The organism is Wukongibacter baidiensis (assembly GCF_050888315.1).
Taxonomy (GTDB): Bacteria; Bacillota; Clostridia; order Peptostreptococcales; family Caminicellaceae; genus Wukongibacter; species Wukongibacter baidiensis.
Map to the genome: position 1 here is coordinate 1,495,738 of NZ_CP138202.1, position 17,787 is coordinate 1,513,524.

The 17,787-nt window shown below is 31.7% G+C and carries 19 protein-coding genes; 4 read left to right on the forward strand and 15 right to left on the reverse strand.

Annotation, left to right across the window (positions count from 1 at the left end; genetic code table 11):
- The 12 genes from R9X47_RS06970 to R9X47_RS07025 all read right to left on the reverse strand — a co-directional run bounded on the left by R9X47_RS06970 (position 1) and on the right by R9X47_RS07025 (position 12,354).
- The gene (locus tag R9X47_RS06970; RefSeq protein ID WP_432666025.1) at positions 1 to 1,521 is read right to left on the reverse strand and encodes a xylose ABC transporter ATP-binding protein; all 1,521 of its coding nucleotides are present in this window, start codon (positions 1,519 to 1,521) and stop codon (positions 1 to 3) included.
- 185 nt (positions 1,522 to 1,706) lie between these two features.
- Entirely contained in the window at positions 1,707 to 2,798 is a 1,092-nt protein-coding gene (xylF, locus tag R9X47_RS06975; RefSeq protein ID WP_432666026.1) for a D-xylose ABC transporter substrate-binding protein, read from the reverse strand.
- Between the two features lie 372 nt (positions 2,799 to 3,170).
- Entirely contained in the window at positions 3,171 to 4,526 is a 1,356-nt protein-coding gene (locus tag R9X47_RS06980; protein WP_432666027.1) for a sigma-54-dependent transcriptional regulator, read from the reverse strand.
- Positions 4,519 to 5,949 (reverse strand): two-component system sensor histidine kinase NtrB, encoded by a 1,431-nt coding sequence (locus R9X47_RS06985; protein ID WP_432666029.1) that lies wholly within the window; start codon positions 5,947 to 5,949, stop codon positions 4,519 to 4,521. The genes R9X47_RS06980 and R9X47_RS06985 overlap by 8 nt, the downstream gene beginning before the upstream one ends.
- 454 nt (positions 5,950 to 6,403) lie before the next feature.
- Complete coding sequence (locus R9X47_RS06990) at positions 6,404 to 7,141, reverse strand: amino acid ABC transporter ATP-binding protein (RefSeq protein WP_432666030.1); 738 nt, start codon at positions 7,139 to 7,141, stop codon at positions 6,404 to 6,406.
- A gap of 17 nt (positions 7,142 to 7,158) precedes the next feature.
- Positions 7,159 to 7,830, reverse strand: a complete 672-nt coding sequence (locus R9X47_RS06995; protein WP_432666032.1) for an amino acid ABC transporter permease — start codon at positions 7,828 to 7,830, stop codon at positions 7,159 to 7,161.
- 15 nt (positions 7,831 to 7,845) lie between these two features.
- Complete coding sequence (locus R9X47_RS07000; RefSeq protein ID WP_432666033.1) at positions 7,846 to 8,640, reverse strand: amino acid ABC transporter substrate-binding protein; 795 nt, start codon at positions 8,638 to 8,640, stop codon at positions 7,846 to 7,848.
- A 260-nt stretch (positions 8,641 to 8,900) separates the two neighbouring features.
- Complete coding sequence (locus R9X47_RS07005) at positions 8,901 to 9,479, reverse strand: hypothetical protein (protein ID WP_432666034.1); 579 nt, start codon at positions 9,477 to 9,479, stop codon at positions 8,901 to 8,903.
- An 84-nt stretch (positions 9,480 to 9,563) separates the two neighbouring features.
- Positions 9,564 to 9,806 (reverse strand): SHOCT domain-containing protein, encoded by a 243-nt coding sequence (locus R9X47_RS07010; RefSeq protein WP_432666035.1) that lies wholly within the window; start codon positions 9,804 to 9,806, stop codon positions 9,564 to 9,566.
- 43 nt (positions 9,807 to 9,849) lie between these two features.
- Positions 9,850 to 10,506 carry a hypothetical protein gene (locus tag R9X47_RS07015; RefSeq protein WP_432666036.1) on the reverse strand — a complete coding sequence of 219 codons (657 nt, stop codon included), beginning with the start codon at positions 10,504 to 10,506 and terminating at the stop codon, positions 9,850 to 9,852.
- Complete coding sequence (locus tag R9X47_RS07020; protein ID WP_432666037.1) at positions 10,506 to 11,207, reverse strand: PspA/IM30 family protein; 702 nt, start codon at positions 11,205 to 11,207, stop codon at positions 10,506 to 10,508. The genes R9X47_RS07015 and R9X47_RS07020 overlap by 1 nt, the downstream gene beginning before the upstream one ends.
- A 199-nt stretch (positions 11,208 to 11,406) precedes the next feature.
- Entirely contained in the window at positions 11,407 to 12,354 is a 948-nt protein-coding gene (locus tag R9X47_RS07025; protein WP_432666038.1) for a DMT family transporter, read from the reverse strand.
- Positions 12,355 to 12,830: 476 nt separating this feature from the next.
- On the opposite strand from R9X47_RS07025, the gene R9X47_RS07030 reads away from it, so the two are divergent.
- From R9X47_RS07030 to R9X47_RS07045, 4 genes are all read left to right on the forward strand, one after another.
- Positions 12,831 to 13,745 (forward strand): YIEGIA domain-containing protein, encoded by a 915-nt coding sequence (locus tag R9X47_RS07030; RefSeq protein ID WP_432666039.1) that lies wholly within the window; start codon positions 12,831 to 12,833, stop codon positions 13,743 to 13,745.
- Positions 13,742 to 13,936 (forward strand): capping complex subunit for YIEGIA, encoded by a 195-nt coding sequence (locus R9X47_RS07035; RefSeq protein ID WP_432666040.1) that lies wholly within the window; start codon positions 13,742 to 13,744, stop codon positions 13,934 to 13,936. The genes R9X47_RS07030 and R9X47_RS07035 overlap by 4 nt, the downstream gene beginning before the upstream one ends.
- 37 nt (positions 13,937 to 13,973) lie before the next feature.
- The gene (locus R9X47_RS07040) at positions 13,974 to 14,426 is read left to right on the forward strand and encodes a hypothetical protein (protein WP_432666041.1); all 453 of its coding nucleotides are present in this window, start codon (positions 13,974 to 13,976) and stop codon (positions 14,424 to 14,426) included.
- Positions 14,427 to 14,642: 216 nt separating this feature from the next.
- On the forward strand, positions 14,643 to 15,395 hold the full coding sequence (locus tag R9X47_RS07045; RefSeq protein WP_432666042.1) for a peptidoglycan-binding domain-containing protein: 753 nt from the start codon (positions 14,643 to 14,645) through the stop codon (positions 15,393 to 15,395).
- Between the two features lie 125 nt (positions 15,396 to 15,520).
- Here R9X47_RS07045 and R9X47_RS07050 read toward each other — a convergent pair whose 3' ends face one another.
- The 3 genes from R9X47_RS07050 to R9X47_RS07060 form a co-directional block, all read right to left on the reverse strand.
- Positions 15,521 to 16,177 (reverse strand): methyltransferase family protein, encoded by a 657-nt coding sequence (locus R9X47_RS07050; RefSeq protein ID WP_432666044.1) that lies wholly within the window; start codon positions 16,175 to 16,177, stop codon positions 15,521 to 15,523.
- A 26-nt stretch (positions 16,178 to 16,203) separates the two neighbouring features.
- Positions 16,204 to 17,220 (reverse strand): YncE family protein, encoded by a 1,017-nt coding sequence (locus R9X47_RS07055; RefSeq protein WP_432666046.1) that lies wholly within the window; start codon positions 17,218 to 17,220, stop codon positions 16,204 to 16,206.
- A 198-nt stretch (positions 17,221 to 17,418) separates the two neighbouring features.
- Positions 17,419 to 17,586, reverse strand: a complete 168-nt coding sequence (locus R9X47_RS07060) for a hypothetical protein (protein ID WP_432666048.1) — start codon at positions 17,584 to 17,586, stop codon at positions 17,419 to 17,421.
- Positions 17,587 to 17,787: the final 201 nt, after the last annotated feature.

The following is a 17,787-nucleotide window of genomic DNA, read 5'->3' on the forward strand; positions in this document are numbered from 1 at the left end:
CTAATTACCTCCTGTTGCGAAATGCATAATTTTTTCTTGAGTTGCCTTTGCATAATGCACTTCACCTCTTAATTTACCTTCACCCATAACAAGTATCCTGTCACTCATTCCCATAACTTCTGGCAACTCAGAAGAAATCATAACAACCGCTACGCCTTCATCAACTAACTCATTCATGATACTATATATTTCATACTTAGCTCCAACATCTATTCCTCTGGTTGGCTCATCTAGAAACAGTATTTTAGGTTCTGTCATAAGCCACTTAGCGATAACTACTTTTTGCTGGTTTCCTCCCGAAAGATTCTTTACCTTTTGCTCAATAGATGGAGTCTTAGTTTTTAAATCCTTAACGAATTTATCAGTCCACTTTATTTCTTCATTTTCATTCAGTGTAATTCCGTTAGTTACTTTCCCTAAACTCGCTAATGTAGTATTAACTAAAATACTTTGATCAAGAACTAGACCATTTCCCTTTCTGTCCTCTGTTACTAGGGCAAGCTTGTTCTTAATAGCATCCATAGGTGTATTTATCTTTACTTCTTTTCCATTTATAAATATCTGACCTTCAACTTTACCCTTAAAGCCTCCAAATATGCCCATCACCAGTTCTGTTCTACCTGCTCCCATAAGTCCGGATATACCTAGTATTTCTCCTTCTTTGATCTCAAAGGAAACATTATCTACAAGCTTTCTCCCGGGAACATCTGGGTCGTAAACGGAGAAGTTCTTTACTTCCATTATGGTTTTCCCAGGAGTATGTTCTACCCTTGGAAACAGATCTGTTAGCTCTCTACCAACCATTTTGGAAATTATTTTGTCCTCATCTAACTCTTCAATGTCATAGGTCCCAATCGTCTGTCCATCTCTTAGAACCGTAACCGTATCGGATATTTCAAATACCTCATTCAATTTATGAGTGATAATAATGCTAGTAACTCCGTGGTCCCTTAAATCATTCAGTATCCTAAACAGTATTTCAACTTCGCTTTCGGTTAAAGCCGCAGTAGGTTCATCGAGAATTAGTATCTCTGTTTTCTTAGATAAAGCCTTTGCGATTTCTATTAGCTGTTGAACACCAACACCAAAGGAGTTTACTTTCATCCTAGGGTTGATATTTAATTTAAGCTTATCAAGCAGCTTTTGAGTTTCATAATAAAGCTTGTCGTCGTCAATTACTCCTTTTAGCTTTGTTGGCTCATGATTGAGAAATATATTTTCTCCAACACTCATTTGGGGTACTAATGCAAGCTCTTGATAAATGATTGATATTCCGCATTCCTCTGAATCCTTTATATTTTGGAAGTCTCTCTTGTTTCCATCTATTATAATATCTCCGTCAAAGGTTCCGGTAGGATACACACCGCTTAAAACCTTCATCAGGGTAGACTTTCCTGCACCATTTTCCCCTACAAGGGCATGTATTTCTCCTTTTTTAACACTAAAATTAACGTTATCAAGGGCCTTTACCCCTGGAAATTCTTTAGTTATACCCTTCATTTCTAGAATATGTCCATGCAAGGTTTTTTCCTCCTAACTCTATTGTAGGTTTTTCAAAATGAATTTCTGGTCTACTAGAAATTCATTTTGAAAAACCTCGGGGCTAAGCTCATAAGAATCCTTTATGAGTTAGCCCCATTATTTATAGTCACTTTTCAAAGAGAAATTCGACTTAAGGTGTGGGACTTAATATCCCTAATTTTTATCTATTGCTTAGGTCTTTGATCCTCTGGTACATTTCTGTAAACGTCTTCGAACTTGTGGAATCCGTCTTTTACAATTGTATCCATCATATTGTCTTTGTCTACTTTGATTGGCTCAAGTAATATAGATGGTACATCAATTTTTCCGTTATTAACCTTACTATTTACTTCAACTTCCTCTTTCTTAGCTATCTTTATTGCAACTTCTGCTGCCTTATTAGCAATCTTATCGATAGGCTTGTATACTGTCATTGATTGAAGTCCTTCTACTATTCTTTGTGTTGCTGCAAGCTCTGCATCTTGTCCAGTTACAGGTATTTTTCCAGCTAATTGCTGCTCTGCAAGGGCTGCTATAGCTCCACCACCTGTACCATCATTGGCACAGATAACTGCATCAACATTATCGTTATTTGCTGTCAAAGCGTTTTCCATATGCTTTTGAGCTTCTGAAGGCTGCCATTCCTTTGAGAATTGGTCATAAACTATTTTAATATCACCTTTGTCTACATATGGTTGTAATACATCGATTGCACCTTTTCTAAATAATAATGCATTATTATCTGTTGGAGCTCCACCTATATAAACAAAGTTTCCTTTGTTTACCTTTGATAGGATGTATTCTGCTTGAAGTCTACCAACCTTTTCATTATCAAAAGAAATATAGTAATCTACCTCAGAGTTTTTAATAAGTCTGTCGTATGAAAGTACTGGTACTCCTTCAGCATGGGCTGCTTCAACTATAGTTGCACTGATTTCACCGTTGTGTGGTACAACAACTAAAACGTCAACACCCTGTGCAAGTAAATTTTCAGCTTGTTCAACTTGTTTGTTGTCATTTCCATTTGCAGCTTGTACTAAAACTTTAGCTCCCATTTCTTCAGCCTTTGCCACAAAGATATCTCTGTCTCTTTGCCATCTTTCTTCCTTTAATGTATCCATTGAAAGACCTATTACTATCTCATCATCTTTCTTTTCTCCACCATTTGCTGCTCCCTCATTACCTGATGGTTCTGATTCAGTTGTGCATCCAACAAACATAGATGCCATAAGTCCTACAATTAAAAATAATGATACTACTTTGATAAACGTTTTCATAAAACCCCTCCTGTCATTCTATGCTTTAATCTTATCATACCCTTTTGAAAATATTTTGCTCTATTTCTTCACTATATTGCTCTATTATAAAGAGTTCCAAGTAAATCTTAATTTATGCATATCAAAATATCCGATGTTTCTGGAGAGTTTTGATATGCATAAATTAAAGTTTTGACTGGAATCTCTATACTTTCACAAATATTTAGAAAATAGCATTATTTTGTCATTGTCAAAGTTCTCTGCATATTTCACAAATTACAAATTCTATATTCCAAGTTCTAAATACAGTGGCTATTTCCTTAGTTATTTGAAGGATTCTAAGCTTAAAATACAAAAATCCCTTGATCGAAATTTAATCAAGAGATTTTTTATTTAATTATTATTAATCTTATATTTATCCATCCTATATAGGAGTGTATGTCTAGTAATACCAAGTAGTTTGGCGGCCTTAGTTTGATTACCATCACTAGAGGCTAAGGCCTGTTTGATAAAGCTCTTTTCAACTGCTTCAAGGTTTATACCACTTTCGGGTAGTATAAATTCTGCCCCCTCCATATCTGCAAATAAAATTTCCTTTGGTAAATCTTTTTTATAAATTGTATCTTCTTGACTTAAAATCACCATTCTCTCTATCACATTTTCAAGTTCCCTAATGTTTCCCTTCCATTTATAATTATTTAGTACCTCTAATGCGTCCTCATCTATTTTGATTAACTTTCTAGCCATTTGATTACAATACTTCTCAATAAAGTATCTAACTAACAAAGGTATATCTGCCTTTCTCTCCTTTAGGGATGGAAGTTCTATAGGTATAACATTTAATCGATAATATAAATCCTCTCTAAAATTTCCTTCCTCAACCATTTTCTTTAAATCTCTATTTGTAGCGGCAACTACCCTAACATCAATCTTTATAACTTCACTTCCCCCGACTCTCTCGATCTCCTTTTCTTGCAAAACTCTGAGTAGCTTTACTTGCATCGGAAGACTCAGTTCTCCAACCTCATCAAGAAATATCGTTCCACTATCTGCCCTCTCAAACTTTCCAAGCTTTTTGCTTATGGCTCCTGTAAAGGCTCCTTTTTCGTGACCAAACAATTCACTTTCTAGTAAGTTTTCAGGAATTGCACCGCAGTTTATCTTAACATAGGGCTTATCCTTTCTATCACTATTATAATGAATAGCATTGGCAAACAATTCTTTACCTGTACCACTTTCTCCTGTTATCAGTGCAGTTGCATTACTTTTGGCAATACGATTAACTATCTCTAATACTTCTTTTATGTTAGAGCTTTCACCTATTATTACTTTACCGGTTTTGCTTTCAAGCTCTTCTGTCAGAAACTCTATTTGCTCCCTCATGGCCTCTATGTCAAGGGCTTTTCTAATCTGTATTTTAAGTTCTTCTATGTCAAATGGCTTTGAAATATAATCTATTGCACCATTTTTCATCGCCTCAACTGCCGATTCCATGGTACCGTGGGCTGTCATCATAATAACTGAAATCTTGGGATCAATAGTCTTTATCTCTTTCAATGCCTCAAGACCATTTAGTTTTGGCATTTTTAAATCAAGTAACACTAAATCTGGTATGTTAGATTTAACCTTCTCTATAGCTTCGATTCCATCTGCTGCTGTAATTATTTTGTACTCTTCATTTTTAAAGGCTTTTTTAAGAGCCCAGATCATATTTTTTTCATCATCAACGATTAGTATTTTTTTAATCATCTTTAACTCCTTTCACTTCCATTGGCAGATAAATATTAATTCGAGTGCCTTCTCCTAACTTACTATCTACTTCTATATAACCATTATGTTCCTCAATAATTCTATGGGTAATGGCAAGTCCTAGCCCTGTACCAGTGTCCTTTGTTGTGTAAAAAGGTTCGAATATTTTCTCTACTATATCTTGGGAAATACCCTGTCCAGTGTCTTTAAATGATATTTTAGTATATCCATTATTAACAAGTAGATTAATATCAAGGCTTCCACCTTCAGGCATAGCCTGTACAGCATTAAATATAATGTTTATAAAAGCTTGTTTCAGTTTATCAACATCAACTAATAGATTTTTATCATCTTTAGTACAATAATTAACTTCAACATGATGCTGCTGTGTATATTTATCTGTGATAAGTAATACCTCACTAATCAATTTATTTAAGCTATGATATTTCTTCTGATGAACATGGGGTTTTGCAAAATCTAACATTCCTTTAATAACAGTATTTGCTCTATTTACTTCATGTATTATTATCTCAATACCCTCTTTGATTTCTTCATCTTGGATTTCATTATTAATTGTCTGAGATATAGTTTTAATAATACCCAATGGATTTCTAATTTCATGTGCTATACCTGATGCAAGTTCTCCAACCGCCGATAGCTTTTCTGCTCTCCTTATTTGACTTTCCAGCTTTCTTATTTTTGAAATATCCTCAAGTACAATTACAACACCCTCAATTTCATCTAAGATATTGTATAGTGGATATGCTATAAGCTTTACATAAATCTCTTGACCAGTTTTAAGGGTAAACCTTAATTCCTTATTTAGTATTTTTTTATTTCTTGAAAGCATATCCAATAATATTTTTTCTAGTCTTTCATGTTCAAGAAATAGATTCTCAAGTCCCGTGCCTATAAATGAGCCTTTCAACTGAAATAGCTTTCTTCCTTCTTTATTTATAGATTGTATTTCTAAGTGTTTATTTACAGCTATCAATACATTAGTCATACTGTCTAGAATATTTTGTGTATAATTTTCAAGATCAGTTAATTTTTTTATCTGCTGCTCTAGCATCTTCTTTTTTTTGTAATCGGCTTCTACTAAAAATCCAGTTGCTGTTCCTATAGCTATAAACATGATTATCTCTAAAAATTGGTTTAAAATAGTTATATCTCCATTACTAAGAGAAGCCACATAAGGAAGTAGTAAATGTGGGGCATAGAGCAGTGATATTATTATTGAGGATAACAGTCCACCCTTAAGGCGAAAACGAAAGGCTGAAACAATTATGGGAATATAGTACAATCTCCTCAAAAACTCATGTATGTCCCACCTATTAGCAGTAGTAAAGTAGTGGAGTATTGTAATAATAATGGTGCTAAGAATTATAAAAATAATATTATGTAATTTTTTCTTATTTCTCATACATTTAATCTCCTTAAGATCATTTCTGCTATTTTGTATTGATTCTGTTATTAGCTTTAATTTTTATTATATCTATAATCATTATACATAAAGCGTTAACTTGTCTCATTTGTATTATTTCTTCCTTCATCAACAATATCATACCCATAGTTCTTATTATACTAATAAACTTATGCAAGTAATGTACCAATTGAATTTTGAATAGATATTTTCTTCTTTTATTACAATTAGGATATATTATAGTTTTCATATGATATATTATATAAATTCCAACTGTGCTATTTGATACATCCTATGTTGGAAATCCTACACTACCTTTGATATTTTCCGTATCTATAGAAAATTTCTATAAGATACATTACCTACAAAAATACAGCCAGGAAAATATTTCACTAGCTGTATTAATAAGGGGGGTTATATTTTTTTTAATTTTCTATGAATAATCCGGGTAAAACTATCTTTTGATAATTTGACTTAAAAACTTTTTTGTCCTGTCATGCTTTGGATTTGTAAATATTTCTTCTGGTTTACCTTCTTCTACTATATAGCCGCCGTCCATAAATATGACTCTGTCAGCAACTTCTCTTGCAAATCCCATTTCATGGGTAACAATAAGCATGGTCATATGTTTCCTAGCTAATTCTCTTATAACATTCAAAACCTCTCCAACAAGTTCAGGATCTAAGGCTGAAGTAGGCTCATCAAACAATATAACATCTGGGTTTAAAGCCATAGCTCTTGCAATACTAACTCTCTGCTGTTGGCCTCCCGATAAAGCCTTTGGATAAGTGTTTCTTTTATCAGTTAAGCCTACCTGCTCCAAAAGCCTTTCTCCAATCACTTCAGCTTTATCCCTAGGAGTGTTTTTTACAACTAATAAGGCCTCTGTAATATTTTCTATAGCAGTTTTATTTTTAAAAAGATTGTAGTTTTGAAAAACCATTGCCGTCGTTTTTCTAAGGCCTTGAATATCTTTTGTACTTATTTTTTCAGCATCAACCCTTACTTTATTTATTTCAATAATTCCTTTTTCTGGCGTTTCAAGATAATTGATACACCTTAATAGAGTTGACTTTCCAGAACCTGAGGCTCCTATTATTACTACAACTTCTCCCTTACTTACTTCTAAGTCAATGCCTTTAAGCACTTTCAAATCATCAAAGCTTTTATGCAAGTTTTCTATTTTTAACATACTATCATCCTTTTGCTTTAATAGGCTTTATTCATTTTTTCTTCTACTTTACCTTGTAAATAACTAAAACCTATTGTGATCATCCAATATATTAATGCTACCGTCAAATAGCTCTCGAAAACCCTATAGGTTGCCGCAGCAGACATTTTCGCCTGAGCAAGCATTTCAGAAACTCCTAATGTAAATGCAAGAGAAGACTCCTTAAGCAAACCTATAAAGGTATTACCTAATGAAGGAATAGCTACCCTCGCTGCTTGAGGAAGAATTATTCTCTTCATCCCTTGCCAACTCGTCATACCAACTGATAGGCAGGCTTCCATCTGTCCCTTGTCTATAGCACTAATTGCTCCTCTTATAATTTCTGACATGTAGGCTCCACTGTTAAGACTTAGTCCTATAAATGCTGCAGTATAGGCATTCATACTCGCGAGCTTGGGAATAACCTGTGGCAGACCAAAGTACAATAGGAATAACTGTACTAATAAAGGAGTTCCTCTAAAAAATGATACATATACCTTTACAATTGATTCAAAGCCTTTAATTTTATATATTCTTATCAGGGCAATTATCGTCCCAATTGCTAATCCGACTACCATTGAAATAATTGTTATACTTAAGGTTACATGAACATATTTAAGTATTCTTGGAAAAACCTCTAGCATAAACTCTGGTTGAAAATTAATTTTCATCTCTAATCACCAATTCTATTTACTTGTTATATCTACTTCGAACCACTTATTTGAGATTTCTGTAAGAGCCCCATCTTTTCTCATCTCTTCAATAGCCTTATTTACTTTTTCAATTAAAGCTTTATTTTCTTCACTATTTACAAATGGGAAAGAATTTTCTAACGGATGAACAGGCTCTCCACCTAACTGAAGATCAAGTCCAGACTCCTTAATATTTATAACGCCTGCTAGTTTATCGTTCATCACTGCGTCGATTCTACCAATAGCTACATCTTGTAGTGATCCAATAAAATCTTCATAGGTAATAACTTCAATCTCATTATTTTTATCGTATTCTCTTATTAATTGCTCATAATTTGATCCTAAACTTACACCAACTTTTTTACCTTTTAGATCTTCTAAAGACTTAATATCATTATTTCCTTTTTGTACAATTAATTGTGCTCCTGAGTAAACATATGGTACTGGGAATAAGTATTTTTCTTTTCTCTGCTCTGTAATTGTTATCTGGTTTGAAATAGTATCTATTTTTCCAGTATCTAGCATACCAAATAGTCCACTAAATGCAGCTGTGTTAAATTCAATATCATAACCTATTCTTTTTCCGATTTCAGTCCAGACATCTATCTCAAATCCATCTAACTTACCTTCTTCATTCATAAAAGTAAATGGATGATATCCACCTGAAGTACCTATCCTTACAACTTCATTTCCTACTTCTTCACTCGGTTTTGCGCCACATGCCGCAACCACCAATACTACTGCCAAAACCATTGATAATACTAATAAATACTTTTTGCTTAAAAACATTTTTTCGCCTCCTCTTTTTTAATTCATAGTATTCTTATCGGATTACTTTGTTTAGTTTACCATTTCTTTAATAACCAGTCAACGTTTTTCGACAAAATTTATATATAAAATTTTTTTTAAACCCATATTTTTCATAAATAATCTGTGTTAATTACAAAGCCCATATTTTCAAAACCTTAGTTCCAAAAATATGGGCTTTTAATTATTATTTTCTTTTTGAAATTAATTTATTACGATAGCTATATGAATAGTTATTAGTTTTACTCATTTTTCAAGTACTTTAAAGCATCCTCTTCCCAAATGAATTTTCTAGATTCCACACCATCTAATCCATTTATCTCTAATTCAATAAATTTCGTTGTATCTTCAATAATACTTTTTTCTTTATACTTTTTGGGGACTTTTATGTATCCAAATATATGATGTCCACTCCCACCATCTTTTTCCCATATAATGCCTTCATCTATTATTAGACCACTATCATTTGTTACTCTTGATAGCTTAGCATAGTCTACTTCATCTAAGTCTACCGAATGAGTGTTCAGCATCAATTCAAAGACTATATAATCCTTATTGTCCTCTATTAGGTTTGTAAATAATACCCCTACATCTACTCTCCCCTGGCTGTTTGTTCTCATAAACTGCTGCACATCAATCCCATCTTCTAAGTTAACATCTATGTTATTTTCAGTTATTTTTATATCTTCATATTTATTATTAATTGGTAAATCTTTACTTGATAAATCTTGGTTTTTTTTATTTGCATCGATGTTTTTATACAATAGAAATATCGATACTGCAACTATTGGTACAACTATTAGTATGATTATTTTTTTCATGATTTTCTACCACCTTTTCACTAACTTAAATTATGTTAAGGTCTCATATGCTATATAACACACTCCACTATTCAATCAAACATTTTACTTATTTAGTATTTTCTTCATATAAAGATATTCCTTTTCATTTATTTCTCCTTTAATGTACCTCTCGTTCAGAACATCAAGTGATTTACTTGGATATGAGTGATTTTGCACCATTGTATTTTTGTTTATTAGCTTTATAACTAGTATTATAATCCCAATAAAAATTAATAGCCCTATTATATGTGCAGCAAACATCCAAATCCACAAATAATTGTTACTAGGGCCAAACATATGCCACATATTAAAACTCCTTTCTGTATTTGAAATCTGATTGGTCTTTTAACTATCCATCTAAATCTATTTGCATATTTGATAACTCTTCTTTTAACCTCAAAGCTTCTTGCTCTAACTCTCTAGTTTCCAACTTTTTAATCATCTTATTAATATTTTCTATTTCATTTCTTAGTTCTACTTTTCTTTTCTCTAAATTTTGTATACTTTCTTCAATATTTAGTCTCCTATTAATATATTCTTCTGTCTTTCCTTCATTGGTGTTAATCATTGCAGCTGATAATTCTTTCAATTTATCCTTCTCTGAAGTAAGCTCCTTAATCCTAGAATCCAATTTATCATTGACTTGTAGAATTTTTTCCTTAGTCTCTAGTAGTTTATTTATCTTGCTATTATTTGCTTCCTTTTCTTGTTGTTTATTATCTATTGTTTTAGTATTTTTTTGTTTGCCCAATCTATCAGATCTCATATTCATTAATTTTTCAAAGCTTATCCTTCTCTCAATCACCTGATTTTTTAATATTTTATATTCTTCTTCGCTAACAATTCCTTCAGCAAACATTTTTTTTATTAGAATTATCTTTTCTTCCGTGTCATCTCTCTCATAGTATATATCTCGGTCATATCTATCATCGCTACAGCCTCTTCTGGGTGATGAATAATAATCAAATGCTCTAAAGAGGCCTCTATATCCGCCTCCACATCCCATTATTTCTCTCCTCCTTTACTTTGTTTAAGTTTCTCTAATTCTTCCTTTACCTTTCTTTCCCTCTGAATCTTCATTAATTCCTTTTCGACATCATTTTCATTTCCCAATTCGCTGATTGCTCCTATTTCAGCAAGTTCATCCATAGCAGATAGCTTTGCATTTTTTTCTTTAATTCTACTTTCTGCCCTCATTATTCGTTCATTAATATCTGTAATATCATTCGATAAACCTGTGAGTGTTTCCTTGACAGTCATTTGAGCATCTGCAGCTTTATTCATTGCTATTAATTCCTTCTTTTTATTTTCTAAATCATTTATTTTTGATTCTAATTGCAATTTGCTATTTCTAATCATATCAAGTTTTGATTTTACATCTTCTATTTCCAAGCGTATTCGTTTTTCCTGCTCTATAAAATTATGCTTTTTTTCCAATGCTGATTTTGCAAGATCATCTCGACCTGTTTCCATTGCAATTTCTGCTTGTGATTGAGCTACCTTTATTTTTCCATTTACATCTAAAAGGTCACTTTCTAATTTCTTTTTAATTGTTGCAACCTCTACTAGAGAATTATTTATTTTTCTTAACTGCTCCTTCATCTCTATAATTGAGAATTTTAAAGCTTCTTCAGGATTTTCCATTTCATCTAACAAAGCATTAGTTTTAGCAGTTAATATTGATTTCACCCTTTTTAATATACTCATAGTCATTTCCTCCTTTTCCAATCCGATTACTTATATATAATTTTAGCTTTAACTTATAGAGAAATTATGAAGAAAATATTTTCTATCTCTTAACATCCATATTAATTAGAAGAGCAATTTTCATGCCAAAACAAAACATCTATAAGATCATATTTAAATTACAGGTCCCAATATAGAAATGAATTTTTTGATTTGAAAATTATATAGCTTCTCTAGTTGTTAAATTATTTATTATCTTTTCTGCCTTCGTTTTCTTATTAATAGAGGAGTTTAGATAAACACCAGCAATAATTATCAGAGCACTAAAAAATTTAATCATTGTAATTTTTTCTTTAAGAATTATGGCAGAAAGAATAATCGAAAAAACAGGTACCAGATTAATGAAAGACATAGTTTTACTAGCTCCAATGTTTTTTATGGCAGTCTGTTGAAATAAAAATGCAATAGCAGATGCAAACACAGCCATGTATGTAACCGACAACCAGCCTTTCCACGTTACATTAGTAATATAAGTTACAGGATTGTCAGTTATTACAAATGGAATTAAAATAATAGTCCCTACTAAAAAACTGTAGGATGTTATAATCATGGGCGAATACCTATTCATTACTTTTTTACTTAATACACTATACGTTGCTTGACATAACACCGCACCAAGCATAATTATATTCCCAACGTTTATAGACATATTTTTTAAAACACTTATATCACCATTAGATACACTTAATAACACACCTGATAAAGCAAGTCCTATTGCACCCAATCTTTTTATCCCTAGCTTTTCTCCAACAATTATTGATGCTAATATGGATGTTACAAGTGGACTTGTTGCAACAATCATAGACGAGTCAATTGCAGTTGTATACTTTAATGCAGTAAAAAATAAGGCATGATATCCAAAAATACCTACAAGCCCTAATATAAATATAATAGGCAAGTCTTGTTTCTTAAGTTTCCATTCCTTTTTCTCAAACATCACCATTATAGGAAACACAATCAAAGTAGCGATTAGAAACCTAAAAAATGTTAGTGATAATGGTGGAAACTGCGTCACACCAATTTTACCTGCTATAAAGGCTCCTCCCCAGAATAAAGATGTCATAGTCATTAAAAAATACACTCTACATTCATCATACTTCTCTTTCATTTTCCTAATCCTCCTATATCAACTTTAATTCTTACGACAAGTTTAATAGCAATTAATATGCCATCTCCATATTTGCCTAACTATCGATGAATTTTAACTACTCTTAAAGGAAAATCTTTATCCTGTTATTATTTTCGAAGGCTTTATCTTATACTTGTATTTATTATTTAAAGGCCTTATATTATCGGTTTTGCAAGGCTATATCTTTGCTAAATTTTTCTTTAATCATTCTACCATTATCATTAATTTTTCTAGTGGATTACTTTTTATAGCTTTGTTAACTTTAAAATATAGTTCTTATTTTTTTGGAATAACTTGTAAAATATGCTACATATATTGTTGTATTTGCGACAGCATAAATATCTATTAATCTATTTTGAGTCAATCAATTCAAAGCATATAACCTCATTTATTCATACATATTAAATCTCCTAATGCTAAAAATAAATACGAAATAAATCATAAGGAGAATTGGTATGCAGCAAAATCATCTTTTAGAATCTTATATACTACAATTTATTTTAATAGGTACTCTAATTGGTTTTATTAGTAGATGGTGGTTGCTTAGAGGTGACATAAGGCAATACCCTACCTTTCCAAATGGATATTTGATTCATTTGACAACGGGTTTTATTGCAGCAGCAATGGGTTCAGTAGCCTATCCAGCATTATTAGGAAAGAACTATGTTGCCGTAACCTTTCTAGCTTTGGCTATTCAACAATTCAGAGATATTAGAAAAATGGAAAAGGATACGCTACAGTCTTTAGAAAGGGAAAGTTATGCACCTAGAGGGGAATCCTATATAGATGGTATAGCTAAAACCTTCGAAGCAAGAAATTATATTGTTATGATCGTTTCATTAACAACAACTTTATCTGCTTTTATTATTAGAAGCTTTACAAAAAATAATTTTATTATTTTCCCACTATCTATTCTCATTGGATTTATAGCAGTATCTTTGCTTAAGCAATATACCAAGGGTCATACTCTAAAGGATATTGTTACAGCTGAGGAAGCTTCTATCGAGTTTAAGGATGGTTCAAACCTTTACGTGGGAGATATATATGTGATGAACATTGGCTTATCAGCTACAAAAGATAGAATTTTAAAGAATGGTCTTGCTGTCATTCTAAAGCCAATAAAGAATGATGATACCGAAAAAGTTATACTAAACCACGATGGACAAAGAAAGGCTATCGTCCACGAATGTTCAAGGTTGCTTGGATTAGAAAGGTATGTAGCCACAAGAAGAAATTTTGATACTGGTGAAGTAGCCTTAGTCATCGTCCCTATTATTAAAGATATGAGCAGATTAAAGGAAATCATCCTTAATGTTCCTATATTAGAAATGAATAAGAAATCAAATAAGGGTAAGGAGAATAATAAATGAAGGAAAGCCAAACTAGGAGTATACTTGCAATTGTTACCTTAGATGAGAAATTAGTAGCCAATTCAGGTGTAGCTACTTTTTTAGCAGAAAACAAGGAAAATCAAGAAAAAATTGCATCTGAACTAGGAAGGGTATTAGGTGGCAATATCTATGGACTTGCTAATGGTGTAATTATTATTACCCAAGAATAATATATTGATAAATTACTTCTTAAATTGAGGTGTGCATATGAAAAGAATATTAAAAAATGTTATTGTTATAGTATTCATAGCTGCTATCTTGCAGTATGCCTGGGAATATTGGCAGTGTGGTATTTTTTATATTATGGATAACGAAAAATCCAAGCAAACACTTTTGATGCTTAGCGCTACCATAGGAGATATCAATATGACAGTAATTTTGTATCTCTTATTAGCATTTGCAAATAAAGATTTCAATTGGATAATGAAAAGATGGAAGTTTAAAGAGTACATTATTATGTCATTATATGCTTTGTTTTTAAGCTTTTATTTTGAAGTAAATGCTCTTTATACAGAAAGGTGGGAGTACTCCGAAGCTATGCCTTTATTTCCAGGCACAAACATAGGTTTTATACCTGTTATACAGCTACTAATACTATTCCCCGTAACTTTCTTGATTAGTAAAGTAGTTTTAAAAAAATTTAGAAACACTAGCATTTAATAAGTTACAAAAATGCTAGCTTTTTTATGCCTAATTATTACCCCACTCGCATATAGCCTGTTGAATATGCTACAACTAGTGTATCAAATACAACAGTTACATAAGGTCTCCCTGTTATATTAACCTAAATATTTTTGGCATACAAATTGCTTTAAAAATAATAATGGGTTTAGAAAATCATATTAAGCTTAATTATTTTTTAATGAGGAGGATACAATGAACAAGAAACAATTGATTACAGGAATTATAAGCATAAGTCTACTGTCTCAGCCTATCTTAACGACTAATGTCTATGCAGCAAGTGAGATAAATAATACAATAACGTTAAAAACAGGAATGCGTGGACAATCAATTAAAGATCTACAACTCAAATTAAAACAATTAGGTTATTTTAACAATAAAATAACTGGTTACTTTGGTAATATAACAAAGGGTGCCGTATTAAGATTTCAAAAAGATTCTAGTTTGATAGCAGATGGTATTGTTGGAAAGAGCACATTAAATGCTCTTATTATTAAAACTAAACCTACACAAGTATCAAGGGGTTCTGCTAGACCTGCTACTTCTAATGAATGGAGTTGGTTTGGTAAGATAAAGGATATTATCCCTAGAGGAACTACATATAAAATTACTGATATCAAAACCGGTAAATCATTTAATGTTAAAAGAACATATGGAACTAATCATGCAGACTCCGAGACCTTAACCAAGGAAGATACTTCAATTATGAAGGAAGTATACGGAGGTAAATGGTCATGGATTAGGAGACCTATTATTGTAGAAGTTGGAGATTATAAACTTCCAGCCTCAATGGCTGGCATGCCTCATGGTTCAGATTTTATAAGAGATAATAATATGGGTGGGCATTTTGATGTACATTTTCTCAAAAGTAAAACCCATGGAACTAATCGCATAAATCCGGACCATCAAAAAGCTGTTAAGGAAGCTCGGAAATTTTTAAGTGAGTAAACTCTGATAGTAGCTATTTATACAATAAAAATGGCTGTCTCGCTCTAAAGATTACCTTTTAAAGCGAGAACAGCCTCTTTTTATGAATACCAAAACATATATGTTCAATTGTATTTTTTATCTTTTTAATTTACTTGAAATAAATCTCTAATCCTTATTATTTTATTAGGTACAAATGCAGGTACTATATCTTTATATGCTAGATATTTTTCATTAAAGTTTTCTATCATTACTTTCTCTTCATGTTTAGCTAATTTTCTATATACAATAAGCAATATTGGCGCCATTAATAGCGTTATAATCGTTGGCCACTGAATAAGAAAGCCGATGATAATTAAAACAAAACCGCTATATTGAGGATGTCTTATATATTTATATATTCCATAGTCTACTAATTCCCCATTTCCAGAGTGAATTGCTTTCCATCCCACAGCAATAATGAACAATCCTAATAGTATTACAATATTACTTATAGGATGTAATATTGAAAATACTAATCTTGATCCTCCTGAAAATGCAACCCAAAGATGTCCATTGATATGGGTAAAGGGGTCAAGTACAGGATATTTATTTCCTAGGATGGATGTTAAGAAGTATATAGTTAGTGGAAAACCATACATTTCACTAAATAATGCAACTAAAAAAGCCGTAAATGCTCCTAAGGATCTCCATTCTTTTTTAGTTTTCGGTTTAAATATTGATAAAACAAATATAAGCATAATCACTATATTTACTATTACCCTTCCCCATAAACCATAAAGGCTTTGATCTAAATATGACATGTAACTCCTCCATAAATCATTGTATTTTATAGTTTTACAAAGTCTATCTCATGTGGTTCTACTCCAATTTCTATTTCCTTGACTATCTCAAAGGTAATAGTATCTATTATCATTAAATTATTCGATTCAAGGTTTGTTACATAGGCATAGTCGCCATTAGGTAAAATTGAAACATGATTAGGTTCTCCATCTACATCTATTGTTTTTATTACCCTTTTATCGTGTATATCGATAATAGCAATGTTTTTACCAAACCTATTAGTTGTCCAAATGTACTTACCATCATTTGTAACTGCTACTCCATGGGTTCCAGGGCTCACCTTAATCTTACCGATTTCTTTTCTCTTACCTATATCTACAATAGAGATCGACCCTTCCTGAACATTAGCAACATACAAAAATTTATCATCTGGTGAAGGCTCAGTTTCATTTGGCATAATTCCAACTTTAACATTATCTACAATTTCTCGTTTATCTATGTCAATAATAGAAACATCATTTGACATTACATTTGATACAAAGGCTAGTTTACCATCCTTTGTAAAGTCTATATGTGCTGGGCTTTTTCCATCGGATGTTATTGTTTGTACAATCTCATCAGTGTTTGTGTCAATTATTTGTATATAGTTGTATTTATCATCTATCTCAGTTTCTCCACTTGCTAAAAGAACATATTTTCCATCTGGTGTTATATCAATACCATGAATTCTTTTCCCAGTATCTATCATTTTAGTAAGTCTATTATTCTTCGCATCATAAACAAATAGTTTTCCTTCATCCAAATCCCCTGTATAAAGCTTTGAGCCGTCAGGAGTTGTCGCTATTCCGTGGGAAACTTCCTTGCCAATTTTGATATTGTCTATTAATTCTTGATTCTGAACATTTATTACAGATACGGTTCCATCTCCAACATTTGGAATAAAAGCTAAGTACTGATTGCTAGATTTTATTGTTTCGACACCTCCATTTTTTATATAATAACTTATTCCTAAGGTTAATCCTGCTATTACGGTTATAATTATAAAAATTTTTCCCTTTTTCATCACTTTCCCTCCATCATACTATCTTTACAAGACCTTAAATCAACCTTTTTTTCTTATTCAATAGATAATTTGACATCAATTCACACATTAGATATTTCTTTATAAAAAAACAATACCCCTGTATCTATGCTTTCTTATTTGGCTTATCTTATAAACTCTCTTAATGTGAAAATATGCTATCTAAAGAAAGTCATATTATTATCTTAAGAAATAGTAAGCCAAACCGCCAAGCACGATTAAACCGAATATTATCATCATTTTTGAAGAATAATTATTTGTACATTCTTCTCGATTATGATTCCTATCATGAGTTTTAGTACCTCTTATTTGACTATGATTATTATGTCCTCCTCCACAGCAACCCATTGTGCCACCTCCTTAAGTTTTAATATCGAATATATTTAGCAATTCTCATGCCATACTTAAATTAGCTTTAAATCAGCATTCTAGCTGTTGTTTTTTTAATACTATGTACCATAACCCTCATATTTTGCGTTATTTACAACACTTAAATCATAAAGTAAATTTTTATGATATTATAAAGCAAAATCTTCAGTTTCTAATGAT